General features: G+C 48.7%; 20 protein-coding genes and 1 tRNA gene. 3 read left to right on the top strand and 18 right to left on the bottom strand.

The window, feature by feature from the left end:
• Positions 1 to 105 precede the first annotated feature (105 nt).
• The gene (locus EPV75_RS04815) at positions 106 to 1,161 is read left to right on the top strand and encodes a response regulator (RefSeq protein ID WP_225972399.1); all 1,056 of its coding nucleotides are present in this window, start codon (positions 106 to 108) and stop codon (positions 1,159 to 1,161) included.
• On the opposite strand, the gene EPV75_RS04810 is transcribed toward EPV75_RS04815, so the two are convergent.
• From EPV75_RS04810 to EPV75_RS04750, 13 genes are all read right to left on the bottom strand, one after another.
• Positions 1,148 to 1,798, bottom strand: a complete 651-nt coding sequence (locus EPV75_RS04810; protein WP_225972424.1) for an NTP transferase domain-containing protein — start codon at positions 1,796 to 1,798, stop codon at positions 1,148 to 1,150. The two genes, EPV75_RS04815 and EPV75_RS04810, sit on opposite strands and share 14 nt — an antisense overlap.
• On the bottom strand, positions 1,761 to 2,969 hold the full coding sequence (locus tag EPV75_RS04805) for a molybdopterin molybdotransferase MoeA (protein ID WP_128384640.1): 1,209 nt from the start codon (positions 2,967 to 2,969) through the stop codon (positions 1,761 to 1,763). Before EPV75_RS04805 ends, EPV75_RS04810 begins: the two co-directional genes overlap by 38 nt.
• Entirely contained in the window at positions 2,963 to 3,943 is a 981-nt protein-coding gene (locus EPV75_RS04800) for a glycosyl transferase family protein (RefSeq protein ID WP_128384639.1), read from the bottom strand. The genes EPV75_RS04805 and EPV75_RS04800 overlap by 7 nt, the downstream gene beginning before the upstream one ends.
• Positions 3,940 to 5,358 (bottom strand): siroheme synthase CysG, encoded by a 1,419-nt coding sequence (gene cysG, locus EPV75_RS04795; RefSeq protein WP_128384638.1) that lies wholly within the window; start codon positions 5,356 to 5,358, stop codon positions 3,940 to 3,942. Before cysG ends, EPV75_RS04800 begins: the two co-directional genes overlap by 4 nt.
• Positions 5,359 to 5,361: 3 nt before the next feature.
• Positions 5,362 to 8,085, bottom strand: a complete 2,724-nt coding sequence (locus tag EPV75_RS04790; protein WP_128384637.1) for a nitrate reductase — start codon at positions 8,083 to 8,085, stop codon at positions 5,362 to 5,364.
• A complete protein-coding gene (gene nirD / locus EPV75_RS04785; RefSeq protein WP_128384636.1) occupies positions 8,082 to 8,405 on the bottom strand; it encodes a nitrite reductase small subunit NirD in 324 nt (107 codons plus the stop codon). Before nirD ends, EPV75_RS04790 begins: the two co-directional genes overlap by 4 nt.
• 54 nt (positions 8,406 to 8,459) lie before the next feature.
• Entirely contained in the window at positions 8,460 to 11,000 is a 2,541-nt protein-coding gene (gene nirB / locus EPV75_RS04780) for a nitrite reductase large subunit NirB (protein WP_128384635.1), read from the bottom strand.
• Positions 11,001 to 11,028: 28 nt separating this feature from the next.
• Positions 11,029 to 12,243 (bottom strand): NAD(P)/FAD-dependent oxidoreductase, encoded by a 1,215-nt coding sequence (locus tag EPV75_RS04775; RefSeq protein ID WP_128384634.1) that lies wholly within the window; start codon positions 12,241 to 12,243, stop codon positions 11,029 to 11,031.
• 11 nt (positions 12,244 to 12,254) lie between these two features.
• The gene (locus EPV75_RS04770) at positions 12,255 to 13,049 is read right to left on the bottom strand and encodes an ABC transporter ATP-binding protein (protein ID WP_128384633.1); all 795 of its coding nucleotides are present in this window, start codon (positions 13,047 to 13,049) and stop codon (positions 12,255 to 12,257) included.
• Between the two features lie 16 nt (positions 13,050 to 13,065).
• Positions 13,066 to 14,064, bottom strand: a complete 999-nt coding sequence (locus EPV75_RS04765; protein WP_128384632.1) for an ABC transporter permease — start codon at positions 14,062 to 14,064, stop codon at positions 13,066 to 13,068.
• A 65-nt stretch (positions 14,065 to 14,129) separates the two neighbouring features.
• The gene (locus EPV75_RS04760; protein WP_404811341.1) at positions 14,130 to 15,509 is read right to left on the bottom strand and encodes a CmpA/NrtA family ABC transporter substrate-binding protein; all 1,380 of its coding nucleotides are present in this window, start codon (positions 15,507 to 15,509) and stop codon (positions 14,130 to 14,132) included.
• Between the two features lie 281 nt (positions 15,510 to 15,790).
• A complete protein-coding gene (locus EPV75_RS04755; RefSeq protein ID WP_128384631.1) occupies positions 15,791 to 16,939 on the bottom strand; it encodes a CmpA/NrtA family ABC transporter substrate-binding protein in 1,149 nt (382 codons plus the stop codon).
• 8 nt (positions 16,940 to 16,947) lie between these two features.
• Positions 16,948 to 17,535 carry an ANTAR domain-containing response regulator gene (locus EPV75_RS04750; protein ID WP_128384630.1) on the bottom strand — a complete coding sequence of 196 codons (588 nt, stop codon included), beginning with the start codon at positions 17,533 to 17,535 and terminating at the stop codon, positions 16,948 to 16,950.
• A gap of 235 nt (positions 17,536 to 17,770) precedes the next feature.
• Here EPV75_RS04750 and EPV75_RS04745 point away from each other — a divergent pair, with 235 nt between their 5' ends.
• A complete protein-coding gene (locus tag EPV75_RS04745; protein WP_128384629.1) occupies positions 17,771 to 18,307 on the top strand; it encodes a DUF2726 domain-containing protein in 537 nt (178 codons plus the stop codon).
• 149 nt (positions 18,308 to 18,456) lie between these two features.
• Positions 18,457 to 18,533: transfer RNA gene (locus tag EPV75_RS04740), tRNA-Met, on the top strand.
• Between the two features lie 97 nt (positions 18,534 to 18,630).
• Here EPV75_RS04740 and vapC read toward each other — a convergent pair.
• The 5 genes from vapC to EPV75_RS04715 all read right to left on the bottom strand — a co-directional run bounded on the left by vapC (position 18,631) and on the right by EPV75_RS04715 (position 22,532).
• Complete coding sequence (vapC, locus tag EPV75_RS04735; protein ID WP_128384628.1) at positions 18,631 to 19,026, bottom strand: type II toxin-antitoxin system tRNA(fMet)-specific endonuclease VapC; 396 nt, start codon at positions 19,024 to 19,026, stop codon at positions 18,631 to 18,633.
• Between the two features lie 2 nt (positions 19,027 to 19,028).
• On the bottom strand, positions 19,029 to 19,256 hold the full coding sequence (locus EPV75_RS04730; protein ID WP_192894036.1) for an antitoxin: 228 nt from the start codon (positions 19,254 to 19,256) through the stop codon (positions 19,029 to 19,031).
• A gap of 476 nt (positions 19,257 to 19,732) precedes the next feature.
• Positions 19,733 to 20,962, bottom strand: a complete 1,230-nt coding sequence (locus EPV75_RS04725) for a hypothetical protein (protein WP_128384626.1) — start codon at positions 20,960 to 20,962, stop codon at positions 19,733 to 19,735.
• 327 nt (positions 20,963 to 21,289) lie between these two features.
• Positions 21,290 to 22,063: an EAL domain-containing protein gene (locus EPV75_RS04720; RefSeq protein WP_128384625.1), complete on the bottom strand. Its 774-nt coding sequence runs from the start codon at positions 22,061 to 22,063 to the stop codon at positions 21,290 to 21,292.
• A gap of 130 nt (positions 22,064 to 22,193) precedes the next feature.
• The gene (locus EPV75_RS04715; RefSeq protein ID WP_128384624.1) at positions 22,194 to 22,532 is read right to left on the bottom strand and encodes a DUF2818 family protein; all 339 of its coding nucleotides are present in this window, start codon (positions 22,530 to 22,532) and stop codon (positions 22,194 to 22,196) included.
• Between the last annotated feature and the right edge of the window lie 48 nt (positions 22,533 to 22,580).

Here is a 22,580-nt window from a genome sequence, read left to right as displayed (position 1 = left end):
AACAATTCAAATTTTCATGAATAGAAATTACAATGAAAACACGCCACCTGGCAATCTGCGACTTCCAACGCCGATTGCATCGTGCCATTACCGGAAGGAGTGCTTGTGAGTCACACATCACCCAGACAGCATGAAATTCTTGTTGTTGACGACATCGCCGCCAACCTCAAGTTATTGAGCAACATTCTGGCCGACGAACACTACAATGTTCGTGTCGCCATCAATGGTCAGATGGCGCTCGCCTCGATTCATGCTCAAAAACCGGATTTGGTCTTGTTGGACATCAAAATGCCCGATATGGACGGGTTCGAAGTCTGTAAACGCCTCAAAGCCGAGCCGGAAACCGCCAGCATTCCCATTATCTTCATCAGCGCCCTCAATGAAACCGAAGGCAAAGTCGATGCCTTCCGTGCCGGTGGCGTCGACTACATCACCAAACCCTTCGCCAACGAAGAAGTCTTGGCGCGCGTTCACACTCACCTGGAACTGAACGACTACAAAAACCATCTGGAAGAAAAAGTCAGTCAAGCCGTCTCTGAAATTCAAAACCTCAACGACGAGTTGGAAGCAACCCAAAAAGAAGTCATCTATATGATGGGTGCCGCCATTGACGAACGCTCACACGAAACCGGATTACACGTGGTTCGCGTGGCCGAGGCCGCCAAACGGCTCGCCACGTTGCACGGCGTGGAAGCCGATACCATCGATTTGATTTACCGCGCCGCGCCTATGCACGACATCGGCAAAGTGGCCATTCCGGACGCCATCCTCAACAAACCGGGCAAATTGACGGACGACGAAATGGCCATGATGAAAACCCACAGCCAAATCGGTTACGACATTCTCAAATACTCCAAACGCTCCGTCCTGCAAATGGCCGCCATCATTGCACAGCAACATCACGAACGCTTTGACGGCTTCGGCTACCCGAATGGCTTAAAAGGCAAAGACATCCACATCGCCGGCAGAGTATGCGCCCTGGCCGACGTATTCGACGCCCTCAGCCACGAACGCGTTTACAAACCCGCTTGGGAACCCGAACAAGTACGCGACTATTTTCGCGAACAAAAGGGCAAAGCCTTCGACCCCGACTTAGCCGAGCTTTTCCTGCAAAACTTCGACGACTTCCTCGATATCAACCGACGCTTTAAAGACGAATAACATCGTTGGTTCCGTCGACAGCTTGCGGCCAACGGTTGCAATTCTCAATCCGTTCTGCCGGATTCAGGTTCAAAGGAACCACATAATCCCGCTGTTGAGTCAGCCATCCCTTAATTGAACCTTCACCGCCATTCAAATAACCGGAAATCGATGCCCGAAAAGAGGATGGAACGGATAAATGGGCGAAATGTTGTCGATGCGCATCCGCGAGATAACCGATTTTGCCCTCGTCCATCGCCACTAAGCGCTGAAGTGCTTCATAGGGAACCGTAACGGAATCCACCGGCCAGGTGCACCAGCGGGAAATCGACGCATGCTGAAACGCACTCATCACGGACTCAATGCCCGCCAAAGGGCCATGAAACCCTGAACGAATATCCGGCACAACCGCTTTGCCGAGTGATTGATAGGCTTGCAGGTTTCGATTTGCGCTGATCACCAATTTGACCCGCTTCCCTTCGTTATATTGTCCCAATTGCTCCAACTGCGACATGACGGTTTCAACAAAGGATTCGCCGTTTGAAAAACGGCACCACCCTTTATCCATTCCATGCATCCGCCGGCCTTCCCCGCCCGCCAAAATGATGACGCCCAACACGTCAAATCCTCCAAAACCGGACTTCATCACCAGCCGCATATTCACGACCGGACTCGAATCGAACAAACCCGTCAGAGACACTTAACCCAGCCAAGTCTCCACCCGACAAAGGTTTTAATGGTACCAGCTCTTCACCGACCACCCGCACAGGCAGCCAACGCATGGGTTGTTGCCGATTATCCAGACCTGTTTTTAATGGATAACGCATCGCCTTTCCTGACCAATCCCGCCGCCCCGAACGTTTTTTGAGCACGGGCTTTGCCAACACCTGAAAACTCATGAATGCCGCCACGGGATTACCCGGTAACGCCAGAATCATACAATCGTTCATCATCCCCATCGAAAACGGCTTGGCCGGTTTCATTTTCAACTTCCAGCGCCGATGGTTCGGTAAAGAGCGGATGACCGATGCCACGAAATCTTTTTCACCCACGGAAGCCCCGCCGACGGTCAAAATCACATCGGCCTGGTCCTGCCAGTCATCAAACGTCTTTTTCACGGTCTCGGCCTCATCCGGCAAGGTAATCTGTGCCAATACATCGACATCCAGCGCTTCACACAAAGACGTGATTAAAAACGCATTGGCGTCATACACTTGCCCGGTTTGCAAACTTTCACCAGGCCTGGCCAATTCATTACCGGAAGTCAGGACCACGACCCTGACCCTTTTAAACACATTCACCGAGGTCAAGCCAATCGAAGCCAGCAACCCGATATCCTGAGGGCGCAAACGATGCCCGGCTTTCAAGACACATTGCCCCTCGCTCACATCGGAACCAATCGCTTTAATATGGTTTCGTTTAGGAACATCGCCTTTCAGCAACAACCAAGTCACTCCAGAGTCTTCCTGAATTCGAGCTTGTTCTTGAGGAATCACATAGTCAATGCCGGCCGGAACCGCGGCACCGGTCATAATACGAACCGCTTGGCCGGGTTCTATCGTCACCTTCCCCGGTTTATCGCCTGCTGAAATCGTCGTCACGACTTTTTGCCTACCGACGGTTTCACCCGCAGCAATGCCATAACCATCCATCGCACTTTGTCTGTACGACGGCAAATCCAGTGGTGACAGAACATCCTCCGCCAGAATCCGCCCAACTAAACGATTCAGTGACAGCAATTCTTTCTCGGTAACTGGATGCGTTTTTTCAAGGATTTCGGCCAATACGGAATCGTAATCCTGTTGTAAATCCACATTTGCTTTTAACATGCCATCCTCCCGACCCAAGCGTCATGTGCCTTTGACATAGCCTGGTCCATATCGATTTTTTCAACCAACATCAAAGCCGCCGCCGCGGTGGTCATCACGGCCTGCTCCCCGTAAGCGTCAACCCGCGTCCCCTGCCAAAGCGCCGACAAATCCTGAGCGCACCATTCCTTTGGACGCGTTTGACGTTCGATCACTCCCGGCATGCCCACCTTTTCCAAGGAATCATGCGAACGTCGACTGACAAACAAATGCGTCATGGCGTCCGGTCGAATCTCGGCCTCGCCGCCTTCTCCTTTAAACACCAGGTTATCCGCCACACCGACCGCTTTCGCGGTGTCGTGATGCAACTGTTCGACCCCTTTATGAAAAATGCCCTGCAAAGACGCCGGTGCATTCAAAGGATTCAGTAATTTCACCGCGGTGTTAAACACCGTGCGAACGCCCAGCTCCGATTTCAAATGCAGAATCTCCCGTAATGCAGGAGCATAGGCCTCTAACGGTAAATAGGTTAATGTGCCTTGTTCAATGGCTTCCGCCGCCTCGGCAAGCGATTCGGCCGGATGAAAATTCAATTCCGCCAGAAAAGCCGACGCATATTGACGATTATCGAATTGCCCGCTGTCCCCATGCAACAATACCCGATAGCCCATTTGATTCAGCAGCTTCACACTCAACAGAAAATAAGGCGGGTAACGCCATTTACCGGCATAAGCCGCCCAATCCAAATCTACCCGGCAAGATTGTGCGTTCAATCCCAGCGCGCTCCGCAACCCTTTCACGAACCCGATCAATTCCTGCGGCGACTCGCCATTGGCCCGCATCAGCAGAAGAAAGGCACCCAACTGCTTTTCCGTCACTTGCCCCGACAAAATCATTTTCAACGCAGATGCCGCTTCCGCCTGAGTCAACGAACGTCGACTTTTGGGCCCCTTCCCCAAAATCCGCAGGTATTCGGAAAACGGGTGATCGCTCATGCCGGCACTCGCTCGTCATGCTTTTTTGCGTGCAACTGTTCACGAACCCGAATCACTTCCCCCACCACCAATAAGGCTGGCGGCTTAATGGCGTTCGAAGACACCGTTTCCGACAATTGCCCCAAGGTCGTCACCGTGACTTTCTGGTCGATGCGCGTGCCTTTTTCGATAATAGCGGCCGGCGTGGTCGGCGACATACCGTGAGCAATCAAACCCGCCTGAATTTTCGGTGCGTTTTTAATCCCCATGTAAAACACCATCGTATCGCCGGAATGCGCCAAACGGGCATAATCAATGTCACAAGCACCATCCTGCTGATGACCGGTAACCAGTGCGACCGACTGGGCATAATCTCGATGTGTTAACGGAAAGCCTGCATAGGCGGCACACCCAGCCGCTGCGGTAATGCCCGGCACCACCTGATATGGGATTTGATGTTCGACCAATAACGCAACCTCTTCGGCACCACGTCCGAAAATGTAAGGGTCCCCACCTTTCAAGCGCGCCACCCGCTTGCCTTCCAGAGCCAAGTTCACCAACATTTGGTTGATGTCCTGTTGCGCCACCTTATGGAATTTTTCTTTCTTGCCCACATAAATGCGCTCGGCTTCGCGGCGGCCCATTTCCAAAATTTCCGGCGCCACCAACCGGTCGTACAAAATGACATCCGCTTGTTGCAGTAAGCGCAATCCTTTGAAGGTCATCAAGTCTGGATCCCCCGGGCCGGCACCGATAATGTAAACCTCTCCCCTCGGCACTGTCTGGCCGGAGCCCATCACCTGCTCCAGTTTTTCATCGATTAAGGCTTCCGCCTCGCCGTCTTTGCCGTGTACCGCCTTATCGATAAAAAGCCCATCCAATAACGTTTCCCAAAAGACCTTACGCCCTTCCAGCTCCCGGATTGCCGCTTTGACTTTCTCACGATACGCGCCCACCAATGCCGTCAAACGACTGAAACCTTGCGGAATCATGGTTTCCAAACGTGCTTTCATGACTCGGGCCAACACCGGCGAACGGCCCCCGGTGGAAATGGCAATGGTCATCGGAGACCGGTCGACAATCGCCGGCAGGATAAAATCGCAATATTCGGTTTGATCGGCCACATTAACCGGAATGGAATGTGCCTTGAAATATCGATATACCGCCAGATTGACCTCCTGTCGATCCGTTGCGGAAATCACCAATTTCGGAACCGGCACATCCCGCATCACCGCCTCGGAAAACCGTCCCATTTGCCAAATGATTTTCCCTTGAGCCAAATGAAATTGCATTTCACCCGCCAGCTTCGGCGCAATCACCGTGACAATCGCACCCGCCTGGATAAATAAATCCGCCTTGCGCGCCGCCACCGGTCCGCCACCCACAATGAGACAATGCTGGTTTCGGATGTTTGTAAAAATCGGTAAATAATCCATGGTTCACCCCTCCGTGCCGGACAATTCAGACGCCAGCTCCACCGCTAAAATTTCAGTCAATTCCGGCACACAACTGCCACAATTCGTGCCCGCCTTCAATGCTTTCCCGATCGCTTCCACCGAATGCAATTCCTGAGACCGAATCGCTTCCACAATGGTGTTCAAACCAACTCCGAAACAACTGCAAATCATTTTCCCGGGATCTTTCACACCGCTGGCTCGTCCGGCCAGCACACTACGGCGTTGCGCATCGTCCAACGCCAAATCGGCAAACAAACTGCCCAACCAGTTCCGGCTCGGCATGTCGTGCCCCGGTTCAATGAACACCACCGATTGCATCCGATTATTTTCCAAAACGGCCGCGCGATAACGTTGCTGGCCATCATCGCCATACTCCAACCAATCGGAACCCTGCTCTTTCGGCGCCAATACTTGTTTTGCCCAGGCCTGGGCGTTTTCAATGGACTGACACCCGGAAATTTCATAACGAACGAACTGCTGTCCGGTCACTTTCACCCAGTGACATCCTTGCAAAGCCGCCATCTTCAAAGGCTCTCGAGTTAAAATAAAGCCATACCACTTCGCGCCGAACGGCTTCAGCGAAACGCGCGCATGTTTCAGCTCCGGTTGCCCCGAAATCGGATCGACGTTGGCCGGAATCAAGGCGTCCACTCGCGCCTCACTGGCGTGTTGGCTCGTCCAGTGAATCGGCGCAAAAACGTCGCCTTTACGCTGCCCGTCCGAAATTTCCACCCGTCCGACATAACGCCCCAAATCGTTTTGTGCCAGCACCAGTTCCCCCGATGCCACGCCAACCGCTTGAGCATCGTCCGGATGCATCACCAAATAAGGTTCGTCCTTGTGCGCCATCAATTTCGGTGTCTTGGCCGTGCGCGTCATGGTGTGCCATTGATCTCGCACCCGCCCGGTATTGAAGACATAAGGCGTTTCCAAGCTTTCCCGGTTTTGAGGCCCTCTCGGTTCAATCGCGATCAACTGCGCTTTGCCCGACGGCGTGTAAAACCGGCCGTCGGTAAACATGCGCGGCGTCCCCTGCGGCGCCTTCGCATTCACCGGCCACTGCACCGGTTCAAACTGTTGGTATTCCGCTTCGGTGATATTTGAAAAAGCCGAAATATCAAAATCCCGAGCGCCGTCGTTTTCAAAACCGGACAAACGAGCATGTTCACGAAAAATATCCACTGCGGAACGGTAATTGAACGCGGCGCCCCAGCCCATTCGTTCCGCAACTTGGGACAAAATCCACCAATCCGGACGGGTATTTTCCGGCCCCGCCATAAAACGACGCTGAATCGAAATCGTGCGATCCGAATTGGTAACGGCACCGTCCGTCTCACCCCAGGTCGCCGCCGGCAATAACACCTTGGCCACCGCCGTCGTATCGGTGTGCTGCATGCAATCCTGCACCACGACATAATCACAGGCTTGCAGGGCACGCTTCACCGCATCCGCATCCGGCATCGAGGCCACCGGATTGGTATTCATAATCCAAATGGCTTTGATTCGGCCGTCCGCGACGGCTTGAAACATGTCCACCGCTTTCAACCCGTTTTGTCGGGCCATGTTCGGCGCTTGCCAAAACCGTTCGACCCGCTCGATATCTTCGGGACGGTTAAAATCCATATGCGCCGCCAGCTGGTTGGCCAGTCCGCCCACCTCCCGGCCGCCCATCGCATTCGGTTGCCCCGTGATGGAAAACGGACCGGCACCGACTTTCCCAATCCGCCCGGTCGCCAAATGACAGTTGATAATGGCATTGGATTTATCAACACCGGAAGTCGATTGATTGACGCCTTGCGAATAAAGTGTGACCATTTTTGGGGTCTGCGTCGCCCAATCCAGCCAGGTCTGTAAAGCGTCAACCTCCACGTCGCAATCCCGGGCCAACTGTTGCAAATCGCCTTGCCCAAGTTGTGCCGTTTCCAACGCGGCCTCAAAGCCTTCGGTGTGACGGGCGATATAGTCCTGGTCGATGGCTTCGTTGTTCGATAAATACGCCAGCAGACCATTAAACAACGCCGCATCGCAGCCGGGACGGATAGGCAGATGCAAATCGGCCAAATCACAGGTGGCTGTCCGGCGCGGATCGATCACGACGATTTTCATGGTCGGCCGTGCTTTTTTAGCGGCGGCAATACGTTGATACACAATCGGATGCGCCCAAGCGGCATTCGAGCCCACCAGGGTAATCAAGTCGGCCTGTTCCAAATCTTCATAGCTGCACGGAACCGTATCCGCCCCGAACGCACGTTTATAGCCCGCGACCGCCGAAGCCATACACAAGCGCGAATTGGTATCAATATTGGCGGTGCCGATAAAGCCTTTAATCAACTTATTGGCGACATAATAATCTTCGGTTAAAAACTGGCCTGAAACATAAAAAGCCACCGCATCGGGGCCATGTTCTTCAATGATGCGTTTAAAGTTGTTCGCGACATCCGACAAAGCGGTTTCCCAACCCACGATACGACCGTCAATCTGCGGGTGTAACATTCGCCCGTCAAATCCGATGGTTTCACCGGCCGCGGCACCTTTAACGCACAATTTTCCGTAATTGGCCGGGTGACGACGGCTGCCGGACACTTTGATTTCCGACATACCCTCAAGACCCGCCTCTCGGGTTTGAACCGTCATCCCGCAACCCACACCGCAGTAAGGGCAAGTCGTCTCGACAGCGGCACTAAAGGAAGATATCGGCTTCTTCATGGCACACGCACTTTGACCCAGTCGCCATCGATGCAAGCCTCATAAACCGGAATGACGATTTCCGGATTATCGAGGCACTCGCCGCTTCGAAGGCTGTAATGCTGCTTTTGCAATGGCGACGCCACCATCAACTCACCGTTTAAATCGCCGGTCATGCCCCGCGACATCACATTTGCCCGCCCGACAGGGTCGAAGTTATCCATCGCGAACACCTCGCCCCCGACGTAAAACAAAGCGATTTGCGTATCCTGCATCAAAGCCGCGACGCCCGCATCCGGCACCAACTCATCCACCTTACACACCGGTTGAAACTCGTTCATTCTCTCGTTCCTTTCCAATCCTTAAATTGACCAGGCCTGGCCATATTTTCCCAATCAGGCCATATCGCGAATTTCCACGGCAATCCCGTCCAGCGTTTCCTGTTCGGTCGCCGGACGGATTTGCCCCCTTTCTTGCACAAAATATTGCGGTGCCTTGTCTTCGACATTGACAAAAGACCGGAAACGTTTCGTGAAAGCCGGGTCTTCAATCGCTCGCTGCCAGTCGCACTGGTAAGAATCTCTCAGGGCGGCCATTTGCGATTCCAACTCGACTCCGATGCCCAGTGAATCGTCGATGACCACCTTTTGCAGGTAAGTCAGCCCCCCCTCCAGGTTTTCCATCCACGTCGCGGTTCGCTGTAAACGGTCGGCGGTTCGGATATAAAACATCAGCAGGCGATCGACATAACGAAACACTTCTTCCTGGGTCAGGCGCGTGGCGAACAAATCCGCATGACGCGGCTTCATCCCGCCGTTGCCGCAAACATAAAGGTTCCAGCCTTCTTCAGTGGAAATTAACCCGATGTCCTTGGCCTGAGCTTCGGCACATTCACGCGTACAACCGGACACCCCCATCTTGATCTTGTGCGGCGAGCGCAAACCTTTGTAACGGTTTTCCATGTCAATCGCCATGGTGACGGAATCGTCCAAGCCATAACGGCACCAAGTCGACCCGACGCAGGATTTCACGGTCCGTAACGCTTTGGCGTAGGCCTGACCGGATTCGAATCCGGCTTCAATCAGCGTTTTCCAAATGGCGGGCAAATCATTCATCTGAGCGCCGAACAACACGATGCGCTGGCCACCGTTGATTTTGGTATACAGCTTGTATTGCGTCGCCACCTGCCCTAAAACCATCAGTTTTTGCGGCGTGATTTCGCCGCCCGGCACACGGGGAATCACCGAATAAGTGCCGTCTTTCTGCATATTGCCCAAATAGTTGTCATTGGTGTCCTGCAACGGAATTTTGTCCGGTTCGAGCGCATAACTGTTCCACAAAGACGCGAAAATACTGCCGGCGGCCTGTTTACAAATTTCGCAGCCGTGGCCTCGACCGTGTTTGTGAATCAAATCCTGAAAGGTTTTGATTTCACCGACCTGACACAAATGAAACAACTCCTGGCGGGTATGGCTGAAGTGTTCACAGATATCGGTATTCACTTCCACACCGCGTTTCGACAGCTCGCTGTTCAAAACATTGGTCACCAGCTGCACACAGCCACCACAACCGGTCCCCGCCTGGGTCGTCGCCTTCAAATCGGCCATGGTGCAACAGCCGCCATCCACCGCCTGAATCACATCGCCTTTTGAAACGTCGTAACAGGAACATAATTGTGCGGTTTCCGGTAAGGCATCCGGCCCGAACAGGTTCTCGGCGGCCCCATCACGATTGGGCAGAATCAAACTGTCGGGGTGCTCGGGCAAATCGATATCATTAAGCATCAATTGCAACAGGTTGCCATAATCTTCGGCATCCCCCACCAGCACCGCGCCCAACAGCTTTTGGCCGTCGGAAGACACCACGATTTTTTTATAAATCTCTTCAGGCCCGTTTTCATAAACATAAGACAACGCATTCTCGTCATTGCCGTGCGGGTCGCCGATGGAACCGACATCCACCCCCATCAATTTCAATTTCGTGCTCATGTCCGCACCGGAAAATTCACCGGGCTGCGCATTCAATTGATTGACGACGGCTTGTGCCATGGCGTATCCGGGCGCCACCAACCCGTAAACCATGCCTTCGTGTAAAGCGCATTCACCGATGGCATAAATGTCCGGGTCGGACGTCATACAGTAATCATTGATTTGAATCCCGCCACGCGGCCCCACCTCCAAGTCGGCCAAACGTCCCAGCTCGTCACGAGGCCGGATACCCGCCGAAAACAATACGATATCGGTCTCTAAAGATTCACCATCCGAAAACACCATCTTATTGAGGTGCTGTTCTCCAGCGACAATCTCCGTCGTGGCTTTGGAAACATGCACGCTGACGCCCAGATGCTCGATTTTTCGTTTCAGTAGCGCCGCGCCTCCATCATCCAACTGGACCGGCATCAGACGCGGGGCGAACTCCACGACATGCGTTTCCAAACCTAAGTCTTTCAACGCTTTGGCGGCTTCCAACCCAAGCAGGCCGCCACCGACCACCACTCCGACACGACCGGATTCAGCCGCCGCTTGAATCGCGTCCAAATCTTCAATCGTGCGATAGACCAAACAACCTTCCCGGTCATTTCCTTTAATCGGCGGAACAAAAGGATAGGACCCCGTTGCCAAAACCAATTTATCGTACGGCAAGGTTTCACCGGATTCGGACGTCACGGTTTTCGCGCCACGGTCGATGGCGACCACCTTATCCTTCAAGCGCAAGTCCACCCCGTTTTCCTCATAAAACCCCGGCGCGACCAAAGACAGGTCTTCGGCGGTTTTTCCGGAAAAATACGATGACAGATACACCCGGTCATAAGCCGCTCTCGGCTCTTCACCGAATACGGTGACTTCAAACTGTTGGAACGGCTCGCTGTCGACCAACTTCTCCACGAAGTTGTGCCCGACCATGCCATTTCCGATAATGATGATTTTCTGTTTCATATCCGTTCTCCTGTGACGGTCGGTTCCATCAGACATACCCTGGACCGAATACCAATGTCTCGCGCATGGCGGTGATGTCTTCACGTTTTCGTAATAAATCAAACAGCCAGTTCGCGCCGGTGGTGTCTCCAAATAACAGCGCCCCCACAACCTGCCCGTTTTTCAGCACCACCTTTCGGTAAATGTTTCTGGCCAGATCCCGAAAAATAATGCTTTGGGTATCGTCCTCGGAGTGAAAGCGGCCCGCGGAAAATAAATTCACGCCCGTGACTTTCAACATAGTGGACGTCAAGGACCCGGTGTATTCAGCCACCTTACCTGCCAAAACATCCGCCAACACTTGTGCCTGTTCATACAGTGGCGCCACCAAGCCATAGGTTCGACCGCGGTGCTCCGTACATTCACCCAGCGCATAAATGTCACGGGTGTCGGTTTCCAACCGGTCATTCACCCAGATTCCGTTGTCGACCCGAATGCCGGACCCTTTCGCCAAAGCGACATTCGAGCGTATCCCGATGGCCATGACCACTAAATCCGTCGACAGCACTTCGCCACTATCCAGGCGCACCGATGTCACACACGAATCGCCCTCGATTTCGACGACATTCGCGCCTAACCGAAACGCTATTCCCGGTAAGCCGTCCAATCCGGACATCAAATGATTTTTCAAAAGCTGCCCCGCTTCCTGGTCCATCTGCACATTCATTAGCACCGGATTGCGGTGTACGACGGTGACGGTCATGCCTCTTTTCAACAAACCATAAGCGGCCTCAAGCCCCAGCAGCCCTCCACCGATGACAATAGCCTTGCCCCGGTTTTCAGAGACCGCCACCATGCTTTCGACATCCCGAATATCGCGAAACGTCACCACGCCCGGAAGGTCCTTGCCGGGAATATCCAAGGTAAAGGGCTTGGAACCCGTCGCGATGACGAGCTTGTCGTAAAAAACCGTTTCGCCGCAAAAAGTCGTGAGCACTTTCCCGACCGAATCAATCGACGAAATGGTTTTCCCCAAATGCAATCGAATGCCTCGCTCCTGGAACCACTCCGGCGAATGGGTCACAATCTCCGGCCACTGCTTCTCGCCCGATAAAACCGGGGACAACAGGATGCGGTTATAGCCGCCCACCGGTTCTTTATTAAACACTTCAATCTCGTATTGATCCGGAGCCGTCTCCAGAAGGTTCTCCAGAAAACGCGTCCCGGCCATACCGGAACCGATTAAAACCAACTTCGATTTCACAGCGTCCGCCCTCAGTGTTCCACCTTGCGTTGCTTCTCGTACAAGAAACGCAGCACTTCGGAACGGTAGTGGTTGTAAGTCGGATCATCCGCCAAGGCCAGACGATCTCTCGGATGCGGTAAATCCACCTTCAAAATTTCACCGATGGTGGCCGCCGGGCCATTGGTCATCATCACAATACGGTCGGATAGCAATACGGCTTCATCGACGTCATGCGTAATCATGATCACGGTGTTATTCAGATCTTTTTGAATCTCCATCAAGGAGTCTTGCAAATGCGCTCGAGTCAAGGCATCCAAAGCCCCGAACGGCTCATCCATCAACATGATTTTGGGTTGCATGGCCAATGCACGGGCAATACCGACGCGCTGCTTCATGCCCCCGGAAATTTCATCCGGCCGCTTATGCATGGCATGATCCATATGCACCAATTTCAAGTTGTGCTCAATCCATTCCTTTTTTTCAGCCGCGCTTTTGGTTCTTTTAAACACCTGGTCAACAGCCAACTCAACATTTTCATAAGCGGTCAACCAAGGCAATAAGGAATGGTTTTGAAACACCACCGCTCTTTCCGGACCCGGTTCATTGACTTCGCGCCCGTCCAACAGAACGCCGCCTTCGGTGGCGCCATACAGTCCGGCGACAATGTTCAATACCGTGGATTTCCCGCAACCCGAATGGCCGATCAATGAAATAAACTCGCCTTTATCGATCTTCAAATCAACGTTCTCCAAAGCGCGAAAAGGCCCCTTCGGCGTCGGAAACTCAATCCCCACATGAGTGAGTTCTAAGTGGACTTCTGACATTTTTTTCTCCTCGCGCTTAACGTAATGTGACCGACTTGTCCCAGGACACGGCTTTTTGCAACATCAGCATGCCCCGGTCCAAAAAGAACCCGACAATACCGATTGTGATGACAGCCACCATAATGCGGCCCAAGGAATCGGAGCTCCCATTCTGGAACTCATCCCAGACAAATTTGCCCAGGCCTGGGTTCTGTGCCAGCATCTCTGCCGCGATCAAAACCATCCAGGCAATCCCCAACGAGATACGCAAACCGGTAAACATCATCGGAATGGAACATGGCAAAACGATTTTGCGAACATGCGTCCACCAACTCAGGCGCAATACCTGACTGACATTCTTCAAATCCTGTGTCACCGTCGCCACACCCGCGGCGGTATTAATGATGGTCGGCCATAAGCAGCACAACAACACGGTGAACATGGAGTTCAAAAACGCTTTATCGAACGCCGGATCATCCGTGACATACAGGGCCGACACCACCATCGTCACCAACGGCAACCAGGCCAACGGCGAAACCGGTTTGAAAATTTGAATCAACGGGTTAACAGCGGCGTAAGCATTGGCGCTCAAGCCGATGATGATGCCAATCGGAATGGCAATAATCGACGCGAGAATGAACCCGCTCATCACCGTCACCAAACTGCGACCAATCTGGTCAAAGAATGTCGGCGGGCCGATATAGTCCCGAATCTTGACCTCGGCATCCGGGTTTTTCTCCAGTTTTCTGGCATTACGGGCTTCTTGCCGTTCATAGAACGCCTGTTCTTTGACACCCTCGGCTTTGGCTTCCGCCTGCAGGGCTTCAAACTGCTCGTACGTTTGAACCGGCCCAGGGAATTGCCCCAGCGAAGTATTGATATGCGAGGCGGCGCCCTGCCATAACAAAAGGAAAATGACCAGGCCTGACAATGGCAACCCAATGGTTTTCAAAATCAGGTTCACTTGGCTTTTGCGGTCTTCACCGACCATCAATTTATAAAAAGGCGCTACCATCGCCCACTTTAAAGGATTCATATCACTCACCTTTGAATCTTAAAAAAGGCCCCTGGAACAAAACGGGGCCAAACGTCACTTTTAACTTAAAGCGTATCTTTACCTTTCAAGCCGATTTTCAGACTATCAATATAAGCATTGGGTTTACGTCCGTCATATGGAATGCCGTCCATAAAATCATCCTGCGCACCGCGATAACCATCGGTTGCAAACACCTCTTTGAACTCGGACTTTTCCATCACGCCGTCTTCAATCAAAGCCTCAACCGCTTTTTTGTAGATGTCCGGACGATAGACCTTTTTCGCCATATCCTGATACCAGGAATCAGGCTTATAGTCGGAAATTTGTCCCCAACGACGCATTTGCGTCATGTACCAAACGGCATCGGAATAATATGGATAGGTCGCGTTATAACGGAAGAAAACGTTGAAATCCGGTTCCGAGCGTTTGTCACCTTTTTCATATTCGAAGGTGCCGGTCATGGAATTCGCGATGACTTTATAATCCGCACCGACATAGTTCGATTGGGAAAGAATTTTCACCGCTTCAGGACGGTTTTTATTGTTCTCTTCATCCAACCATTTCGCAGCCCGAATCATCGCTTTCACGATTCGGATGGTCGTATTCGGATATTCCTTGTAAAAGTCCTCGCGCAGCCCGAACACTTTTTCAGGGTTATTCTTTTGAATGGAATTATCGGAAATCACCGGCACACCAATGCCTTTGAAAACCGCTTGCTGGTTCCAAGGCTCACCTACGCAGTACCCTTCAATCGTGCCGGCTTCCATCGTTGACGGCATTTGCGGCGGAGGCGTAACCGACAATAGCACGTCGGCATCCAAAGTGCCGGCGGTGTCTCCTTTATGAGGCGCATAATAACCTGGCTTCAAACCACCAGCGGCCAGCCAATAACGCAGCTCGTAGTTATGGGTCGACACCGGGAAAACCATGCCCATTTTGAACGGCTTACCGGCATCCTTATACGCTTCCACCACCGGCTTCAAGGCCGCGGCACTGATAGGATGCTCAGGCTTACCGTCTTTCATGGCGACATGGGGTTTCATTTCTTCCCAAGTCTTATTGGAAACCGTGATCGCATTACCGTTCAGGTCCATCGAAATCGGCGTAATGACATTGGCTTTGGTGCCATACCCAATGGTGGCGGCAATCGGTTGGCCGGCCAACATATGCGCGCCGTCCAATTGCCCGTCAATCACACGGTCCAACAACACTTTCCAGTTGGCTTGCGCTTCCAACTGCACATACAGGCCCTCGTCTTCAAAATACCCCTTTTCATAGGCAATGGCCAAAGGCGCCATATCGGTTAATTTAATGAAACCGAATTTCAAGTCTTCCTTTTCCGGGTCGCCCAATGCGTAAACCGAGTTGGATGCAAACGCAAACGTTGCAGCCATCGCCAAAACGGTCTTCTTGATAAATGTACGTCGTCCTGTCTGTGTCATCATGTTTCTTCCTTTGCTGTTCACGGCATTATGGATTCACATTACTTTTATTTAAGTTTCGGCGTTGAACTTTTTAAAAGCAAAAAAAAACGCCCACGGACTTGCCTCCCATTCGGGAAACAGTCCGTGAGCGTCTACACTCTTTTCGTCAATTTAGCTTTCTTTAAACGATATCCGTGCCAAAAAACTAATTTTATTTTATAAACATACAGTTAAATAAAAAACATTGGAATAAGGCGCCGTTTAAGACCACACCATCATGTTCCAAAACAGTTCAATTGCACTTAAATAAAGCAATCTTCTCCCATTTGAATGCCTTCCAATAACCAAGGAGCGCAATGCTCCCCTTCCGGCTTACGATTCACGCTGGGCAAGGTCACACCATGGCCGCCCACCACATCCCGGTATAAGTCTGTCCAGTAAATGGATTCCGATACGGCAGCCACATCCAACGGTTCGGCCAATTGCCCACACGCCTGCATTTGTTGCAATATCCAATCGGCATGCGACTGCCATGGAAAGTTAGCCAAATATTTAAACGGCGTCGTAAAGTTCGGCACCTGGCGACGCAGCTGATCATCCGGGTGATATATCTCCTGATTGATACAATTCCAAAGCGACGACTCCGGCGCCCCCACGTATTGCGGCTGTGCAAGCCAATGCACCAAAGTTTCCTTGTTGTCAGGCTGATCGATCCATTCACTGGCTTGATACAACGCCCAAATCAACTTGCGATGCGTTTCCGGGTTGGCTTCCGCCCAGGTTTTCGTCACGCCCAACACTTTCTCGGGCGCGTTATTCCAAATTTCATACCCCGTAATCAGGGTCACCCCGGCTTTACGCATCGCGGCATGAGTGCCCCAAGGTTCCCCCACGCAATAACCGTCAATCAAATCCTCTTCCATCGCTTTGACCACACTGGGCGGCGGCACCACGACGATTTGCACATCTTGCTCAGGGGAAATCCCGGCGCTGCTCAACCAGTGGCGCAACAGATAGTGATGCATCGAGAATGGAAACACCACCGCAAATCGCAGGCGTTCTTTTCCGGCTTCTTGTCGGGCATCAATCACTTTTTTCAAAACCTGAGCGCTCAATTCCGGCTTCGCCAGCACCTTATCTTCATAAGGCAGCATTTCGCGATACAACGCATTCGACACACTGATTGCATTGCCATTCAAGCCAAATGAATAAGCCGTCACCAACGGTTTTTTCAAGCCGCCTACGCCCAAAGTGGACGCCATCAACATCGGGGCCAACATTTGAGCGGCCTCGATTTCGCCAAACGTCAATTTGTCACGGATGTTTGACCAGGACACCTCACGCTGCAAACGAACGTCCAAGCCTTCCTTTTCGAAAAAACCTTGTTCCTGTGCCACGACCAGAGGTGCACTGTCTGTCAATGGAATGAATCCGATATTAATTTGCGTCATACTGCCCCTCACAACTCCAGCACACTGATAATATTCTCCGCAACGTCAACCATCCGAATATTCCGATCCATTGACATCTTGCGCATCGCCTCATAAGCCTCATCTTCGGAAACCTTCTTCTGTAGCATCAATAAGCGCTTGGCTTTATCAATCACCTTCTTGCTTTCCAGTTCATCCTTGGTTTCACGTAACTCGTTCTTCAAGGCTTGATACTCACGAAAACGCGCCACCGCCACACTCATAATGGAATTGACGCGTTCCTTGTCCACCCCTTTCGCGATATAGCCGCTCACACCGGAACGAATCGCTTCCTGAATAATGGTTTCATTATCCTCATCCGCAAACATCACCACCGGCATCGGGTTATGCTCATTCAACAACGACATACTGTCCAAAATATCCCGGTCCGGCGAATCCGTATCGATCACAATCATATCCGGCATGATTTTGGCCACCTTGGAAAGCAAACTCGGGCCAGGGGCCACCCTGGCCACCACTTGGTAACCATGGTCTTCCAGTGCTTTGGACAACAACGCCGCACGCGCCGACTCGTTATCCACCAACATCACTCTGGTCGGTTCTCCCGAAACTGGCATCTAAAACTTACCTTAAATTCACGTTGCCTAAAGTATATCGAATAGCGCTAGAATTCGCGCATTCGTTTTACAAGAAATAAAAAAGAAAGTGGAAAACGGCCAGGCCTGGCCGTTAAGTGATTTTGGTTTAATTAAATAAGAATAGGTAATGCAATACTCCCCTTCTCAAAATAATTTGATTCCAATTTATGATTACACTAAGATTCATATATTCAAAAAATAAGTAATTATAACAATGGTTGAATTTGTTTTATTTCTGTTCGGCGCTCTAATTTTACTTTCTATTTTGTATTTTTTTAGCCTTGCTCATAAACGAAAGTCCACTACGACTGCGAGCCAAGGACAAAGAAAACATCCCATTAAATATAAGCCTCAGGCTCAACTTTTCACTGCAACCGAAAAGAAGTTTCTATCGGTTTTAGAATCCATCGCGGGCGATGAATTAAAGGTTTTTGGCAAAGTCAGGGTTTCCGATATTCTGACACCGGCCGTCAATAAGTTTGAAAAAGGAAGCGGCTGGCATTGGCTTTTTTCTCAAATTAGTCAAAAGCACATCGACTTTGTAATTACAGACCAAAACTTAAACTTGCTCTGTGCTGTTGAGCTGAACGACCCGTCACATCAAAGAAAGGACCGGAAGACTAGAGACCAGTTCATTTTAGAGGCCTTCCAAAGTGCCAACGTACCTTTAGTCATGATCAATACACAGCATAAATATTTGGAAGAACACATTGCCGAGACGATCGCCAAGAAAATTGTTTCCCCTAGCTAGGGCTCAAACCATCAAACATCTTTCCATAAAAACCGGATTTAAATAGTTAAAACGGCCAGGCCTGGCCGTTTTTGAAGGGATTACGAAATTAATCCGGGAAAGTCCTTGAAATATTCTCGTAACACTCTATAATACGCCACATCAATTGATGCGGGGTGGAGCAGCTTGGTAGCTCGTCGGGCTCATAACCCGAAGGTCGTTGGTTCAAATCCAGCCCCCGCTACCAAATACCAAAAGCCAGACACTTGTCTGGTTTTTTTATGTCCAGAATTTACCCAGCAACACACTCTTTCAAAACCACCAGGCCTGGCAAATTCGTTCTATCACACCCAATTTTCAAACTCAAGGCTTTCAACTCTTTCAAATTCTTTAATGTTATTACTCACTAAAGTATGATCAAGCGACCTTGTATGCGCGGCGATCCATAGATCATTATTGCCAATAAGCGTTCCTTTTTTTGCTAAATCTGCTCGTATATCGGCATAGTGTTTGGCCACATTGGTTCCCATTGGTAAAACGGGAATATAGTTAATCAATTCATCCAGAATATTCAGTGCTTTTTCTGAGTTGTTACTTCTCATCGCTCCATATTCCAACTCTCCAAACGTCACTAATGACATAGAGACTGAACCTAAAGGCAAATTCTCGAACTTTTCAAAAACGCTAGGCGGTTGTTTTTTAATAATGTAAATGCAGATATTGGTATCAAGGACATACATAATTAAAAAGACTCTCTTTCTTGAGGTAAGGTGTCTTCACGTCCATCAACCATAAAATCGTCTGGCATCTCACCAAGCAATTTAAAAGCGGCTCCTAAATTTTTGGGTTTCGGCTTTAAAACGATTTCATCGCCACGCTTAAAGATTTCAACTTCCGTGACATCAAAACGAAATTCTTTCGGAATTCTAACGGCTTGACTGTTTCCGGATTGGAAAATTCTAGCTTCCATAATAAATCCCCTTCCTTTAATTAAATATATACTTTATTGTATATACTTTTAAAACAAGGTCAATTTATTTAATCCGTATAGAGTAGATTAGATTTGTAGAAAAGATAAGAAGAGTGTTTACAAGTTGTTGATATTGTTAATTTTTGACTAACAACCCGAAGGTCGTTGGTTCAAATCCAGCCCCCGCTACCAAATTTCTGGAAGCCAGATATTCATTACTTTAACAAAAGTTCTGAAGTCTGGCTTTTTTATTACTTAAAAATCTAATGAGTGGCCAATAATATAGTGCCAAAACTTGGCATGTATATAGATACAACAAGAGATTTTTTCACTAACAACTCCCCCTGCCACCTCTTTTAACTTTATCTATATTAGATAAATCTAATTTGAAGTACTTTAATAGGATTTTGACATTTAATTAATCTTATACGCCATTAAGTTATTAATACGAAAGCGTAAAATTAAATGATAATAATTCATACTGTTATATCAATTGTTTTTATCTCCGTTTTCTCCGGCAAAAGCTTAAAGCCTTTACTATTTATAGTTGAATATGTTTGATTATCAACCATTTTAAGTAAACTCTTAACTTGCATTTCATGATATTGATTTCCCAATTTTTCATGAGAAGTGACATCAGATTTCTCTGAAATTTCAGTTAACTCTAAATTCAACTTTTGTAATGCATCAGTTTTTAATTTTTCTTGTTTCATTTTTTCTGCAGCGATCGATCTATTTTCAAGAAACCTTGCCTTTTGCTCTTCAAGAGCCAATGCCCTTTCTTTAAGAGCAAGTTGTCGATCTTTTTTTTCATATTCATGAAGCTCATTAGCTCTTTTTTCTTCTTGTATTGTCCTATAGACAGCTGCACCACCTTCAAATATACCTCGAAGAGGGCTATTTCTAGGCATTTCAATCAGTTCAAGCCCTTTAATTCTTTTGCTTGATTTATTGACTAAAGACCGACCAAGTACTCTAAATTGATCCTCTTCTTTAAGAAGTACTACTGGTCTATGTAATTTAATAAACAAGAATTCAAAATAATTAAAAAACTTTTTAGGTAATCCTTTAGGAAAATCTTTGGGATAATTTTTTTCAGTATCATTTATATCAATTAATTTTGATAACTTAAACTGATTAACTACCCCCTCTATTTTTGAATTAAAATCCAAAATAGATTTTTCAAAACTTGGTAATTCTTTTTTCTTTGTCTTTTTTTTAGCTACTAATTCAAGCATTGCTTTTGGAGCGCTATGGATTCCATTTTGCTTAATACTTTCATATAAAGCTGTTAGTTTTTTTAGAGATAAAGGCTGGTGATTTGCGCCGTGTAATCTACTATTAAAGGATCGAAATAAATCGAGTGCAGCAGAAAGCTCTGCAATTTCCAGGGACGGACTAAGTGAGTGCATTGCGCCAATTTCATAAATAAATGAAAGACCATTATTTTTGGCATCAATAACATCTAAATGAGTGTAGTTTTTATGAAGCGGTAATGATTTATTTAGAATAATAATATTTTGCGGGTCAATATCATTTATTAAAGCTGTCGAAATGGAATTGAGTAATTCAAATTTATAGTAATTTGTATTTAGATCGTTTATAAATCTACCAACTTCCCAAGGGTAAATAGAAATATCATCTTCTTGAATGAATTCAAACTTAATTCTTTTTTCAGTCAGCTTATAGTCGTAATCATCATACATAAATTAATTCTCATTAAGTCCCTTTTATTGCCTAAAAACTAGTATTACTTCTTTGAATTTTTTTAACAAGATTTTTGATATATTTAAGTTATAAATTATTTAAATTTTGCTGTATTTTTAATAAATTCGTGAATAACATTTAGCGACTCTTTCTTCTAAACGATCTTCAAAAACAAATATAGTATTCAAAATCAAACAATTATGCTTTTGACTATCCTCAAAATCATTGGTTTAATCTAGCACTCTGGAAAGCCAGATGTTCATTACTTTATGAAGTCTGGCTTTTCTATTGTCCAAAATTTGTCTTTAGAAACAATACATTACAAATCAACCAAACACTTTGCTGGCAAAATCAACTGTCGGCAGGGTTTCAAAGCCGGGCTTGGCAAAATAATAGCCTTGCATTAACTCGACGCCCGCTTCCTTGAAATACAGAGCCTCTTCTTCCTGCTCGATTCCCTCGGCCAATAACGTAAAATTCAAATCGGAGGCAATCGAACTCAAACCTTTAAAGATGGATTGTTTGACGGCATCACGATGGATATTAGAGACGAGATTGATATCAATTTTCAGGATATTGGGAACGAACCGCGACAAGGTATTTAGGCCTGCGTGCCCAGCGCCAAAATCATCAAGCGCCGTGATAAACCCGCTTCTTTGATAGTAATCAAAAATCTTGGTCATGTGATCCAAATCATAGACCTGTTCGGATTCGGTGATTTCAAACATGATCCGTTCAATCGGGAAATCGTTGGCTTTTGCGGCTTTCAGAGTGCTTTGAATGCAGTGTTCCGGTTCATAAACGGCATTGGGCAGGAAATTAATACTGATCACTTGCTGAAGGTTCAATTTGGCTGCCAAGCCAATCGCCTTTACGCGGCAGGCCTGGTCAAAAGCGTAACGGTTATCGGCCCCCACCTGATTCAAGATAAAAAAAGCCCCTTGCCCTTCTGTGCCCCGCACCAAAGCCTCATAACCAAAAATCGTGGCTTCACGCACATTCACAATGGGTTGAAAAGCGAACGAAAACTCGAAACCCAAGTCTTTATGGCATTGCGAACAACCTTTGCCAGCGGTTTCAATCGGAATGGATGGTTTCATAAGGCACTCAAAATCTAAATTAATGAGGTTCAATATTAAGCGATTAGACGGTAAAAGCAAGGAAGATAGTAATCAGGCCAGAAAGGCCTGATTCAAGAATCAATAAAACAGATGTTGATGTAAAGGGCAATTAGGCCGCTTGTTTCTTACCGCGTGCCTTGTCCAAAAACATTTTCAGGTTGTAGCGGTAGATAAACCCAGGGAAAGAGAAGATGGCAAACATAAAGAACGTCACCACATAAAACTCCCATTCTTGTGGTTTGACATGCCCCATCGCTTTGTTTTCTAACAGGTAAGCAAAGATGCCGGTCACCAGGAAGTACAAAAACCATTCGGCAAAGTTAAACCAAATGGATTTGGCTTTTTGAACCGGGATAAAGATAAATACTCGATTGGACAGAATCCAAGGAATATTCGCTAAAACGATGGCCGTGACCAATAAAACCCAAACAGCGGTGTCGACTGTCATAACAACACTCCTTCAAGCAAAAAAGCCCGTTTGGAACGGGCTAGGATT

Origin of the sequence: Hydrogenovibrio thermophilus, from assembly GCF_004028275.1 — a bacterium.
Lineage (GTDB): Bacteria > Pseudomonadota > Gammaproteobacteria > Thiomicrospirales > Thiomicrospiraceae > Hydrogenovibrio > Hydrogenovibrio thermophilus.
Note: the sequence above shows the minus strand (reverse complement) of the source record. Positions and strands in the feature narration are given on the sequence as shown.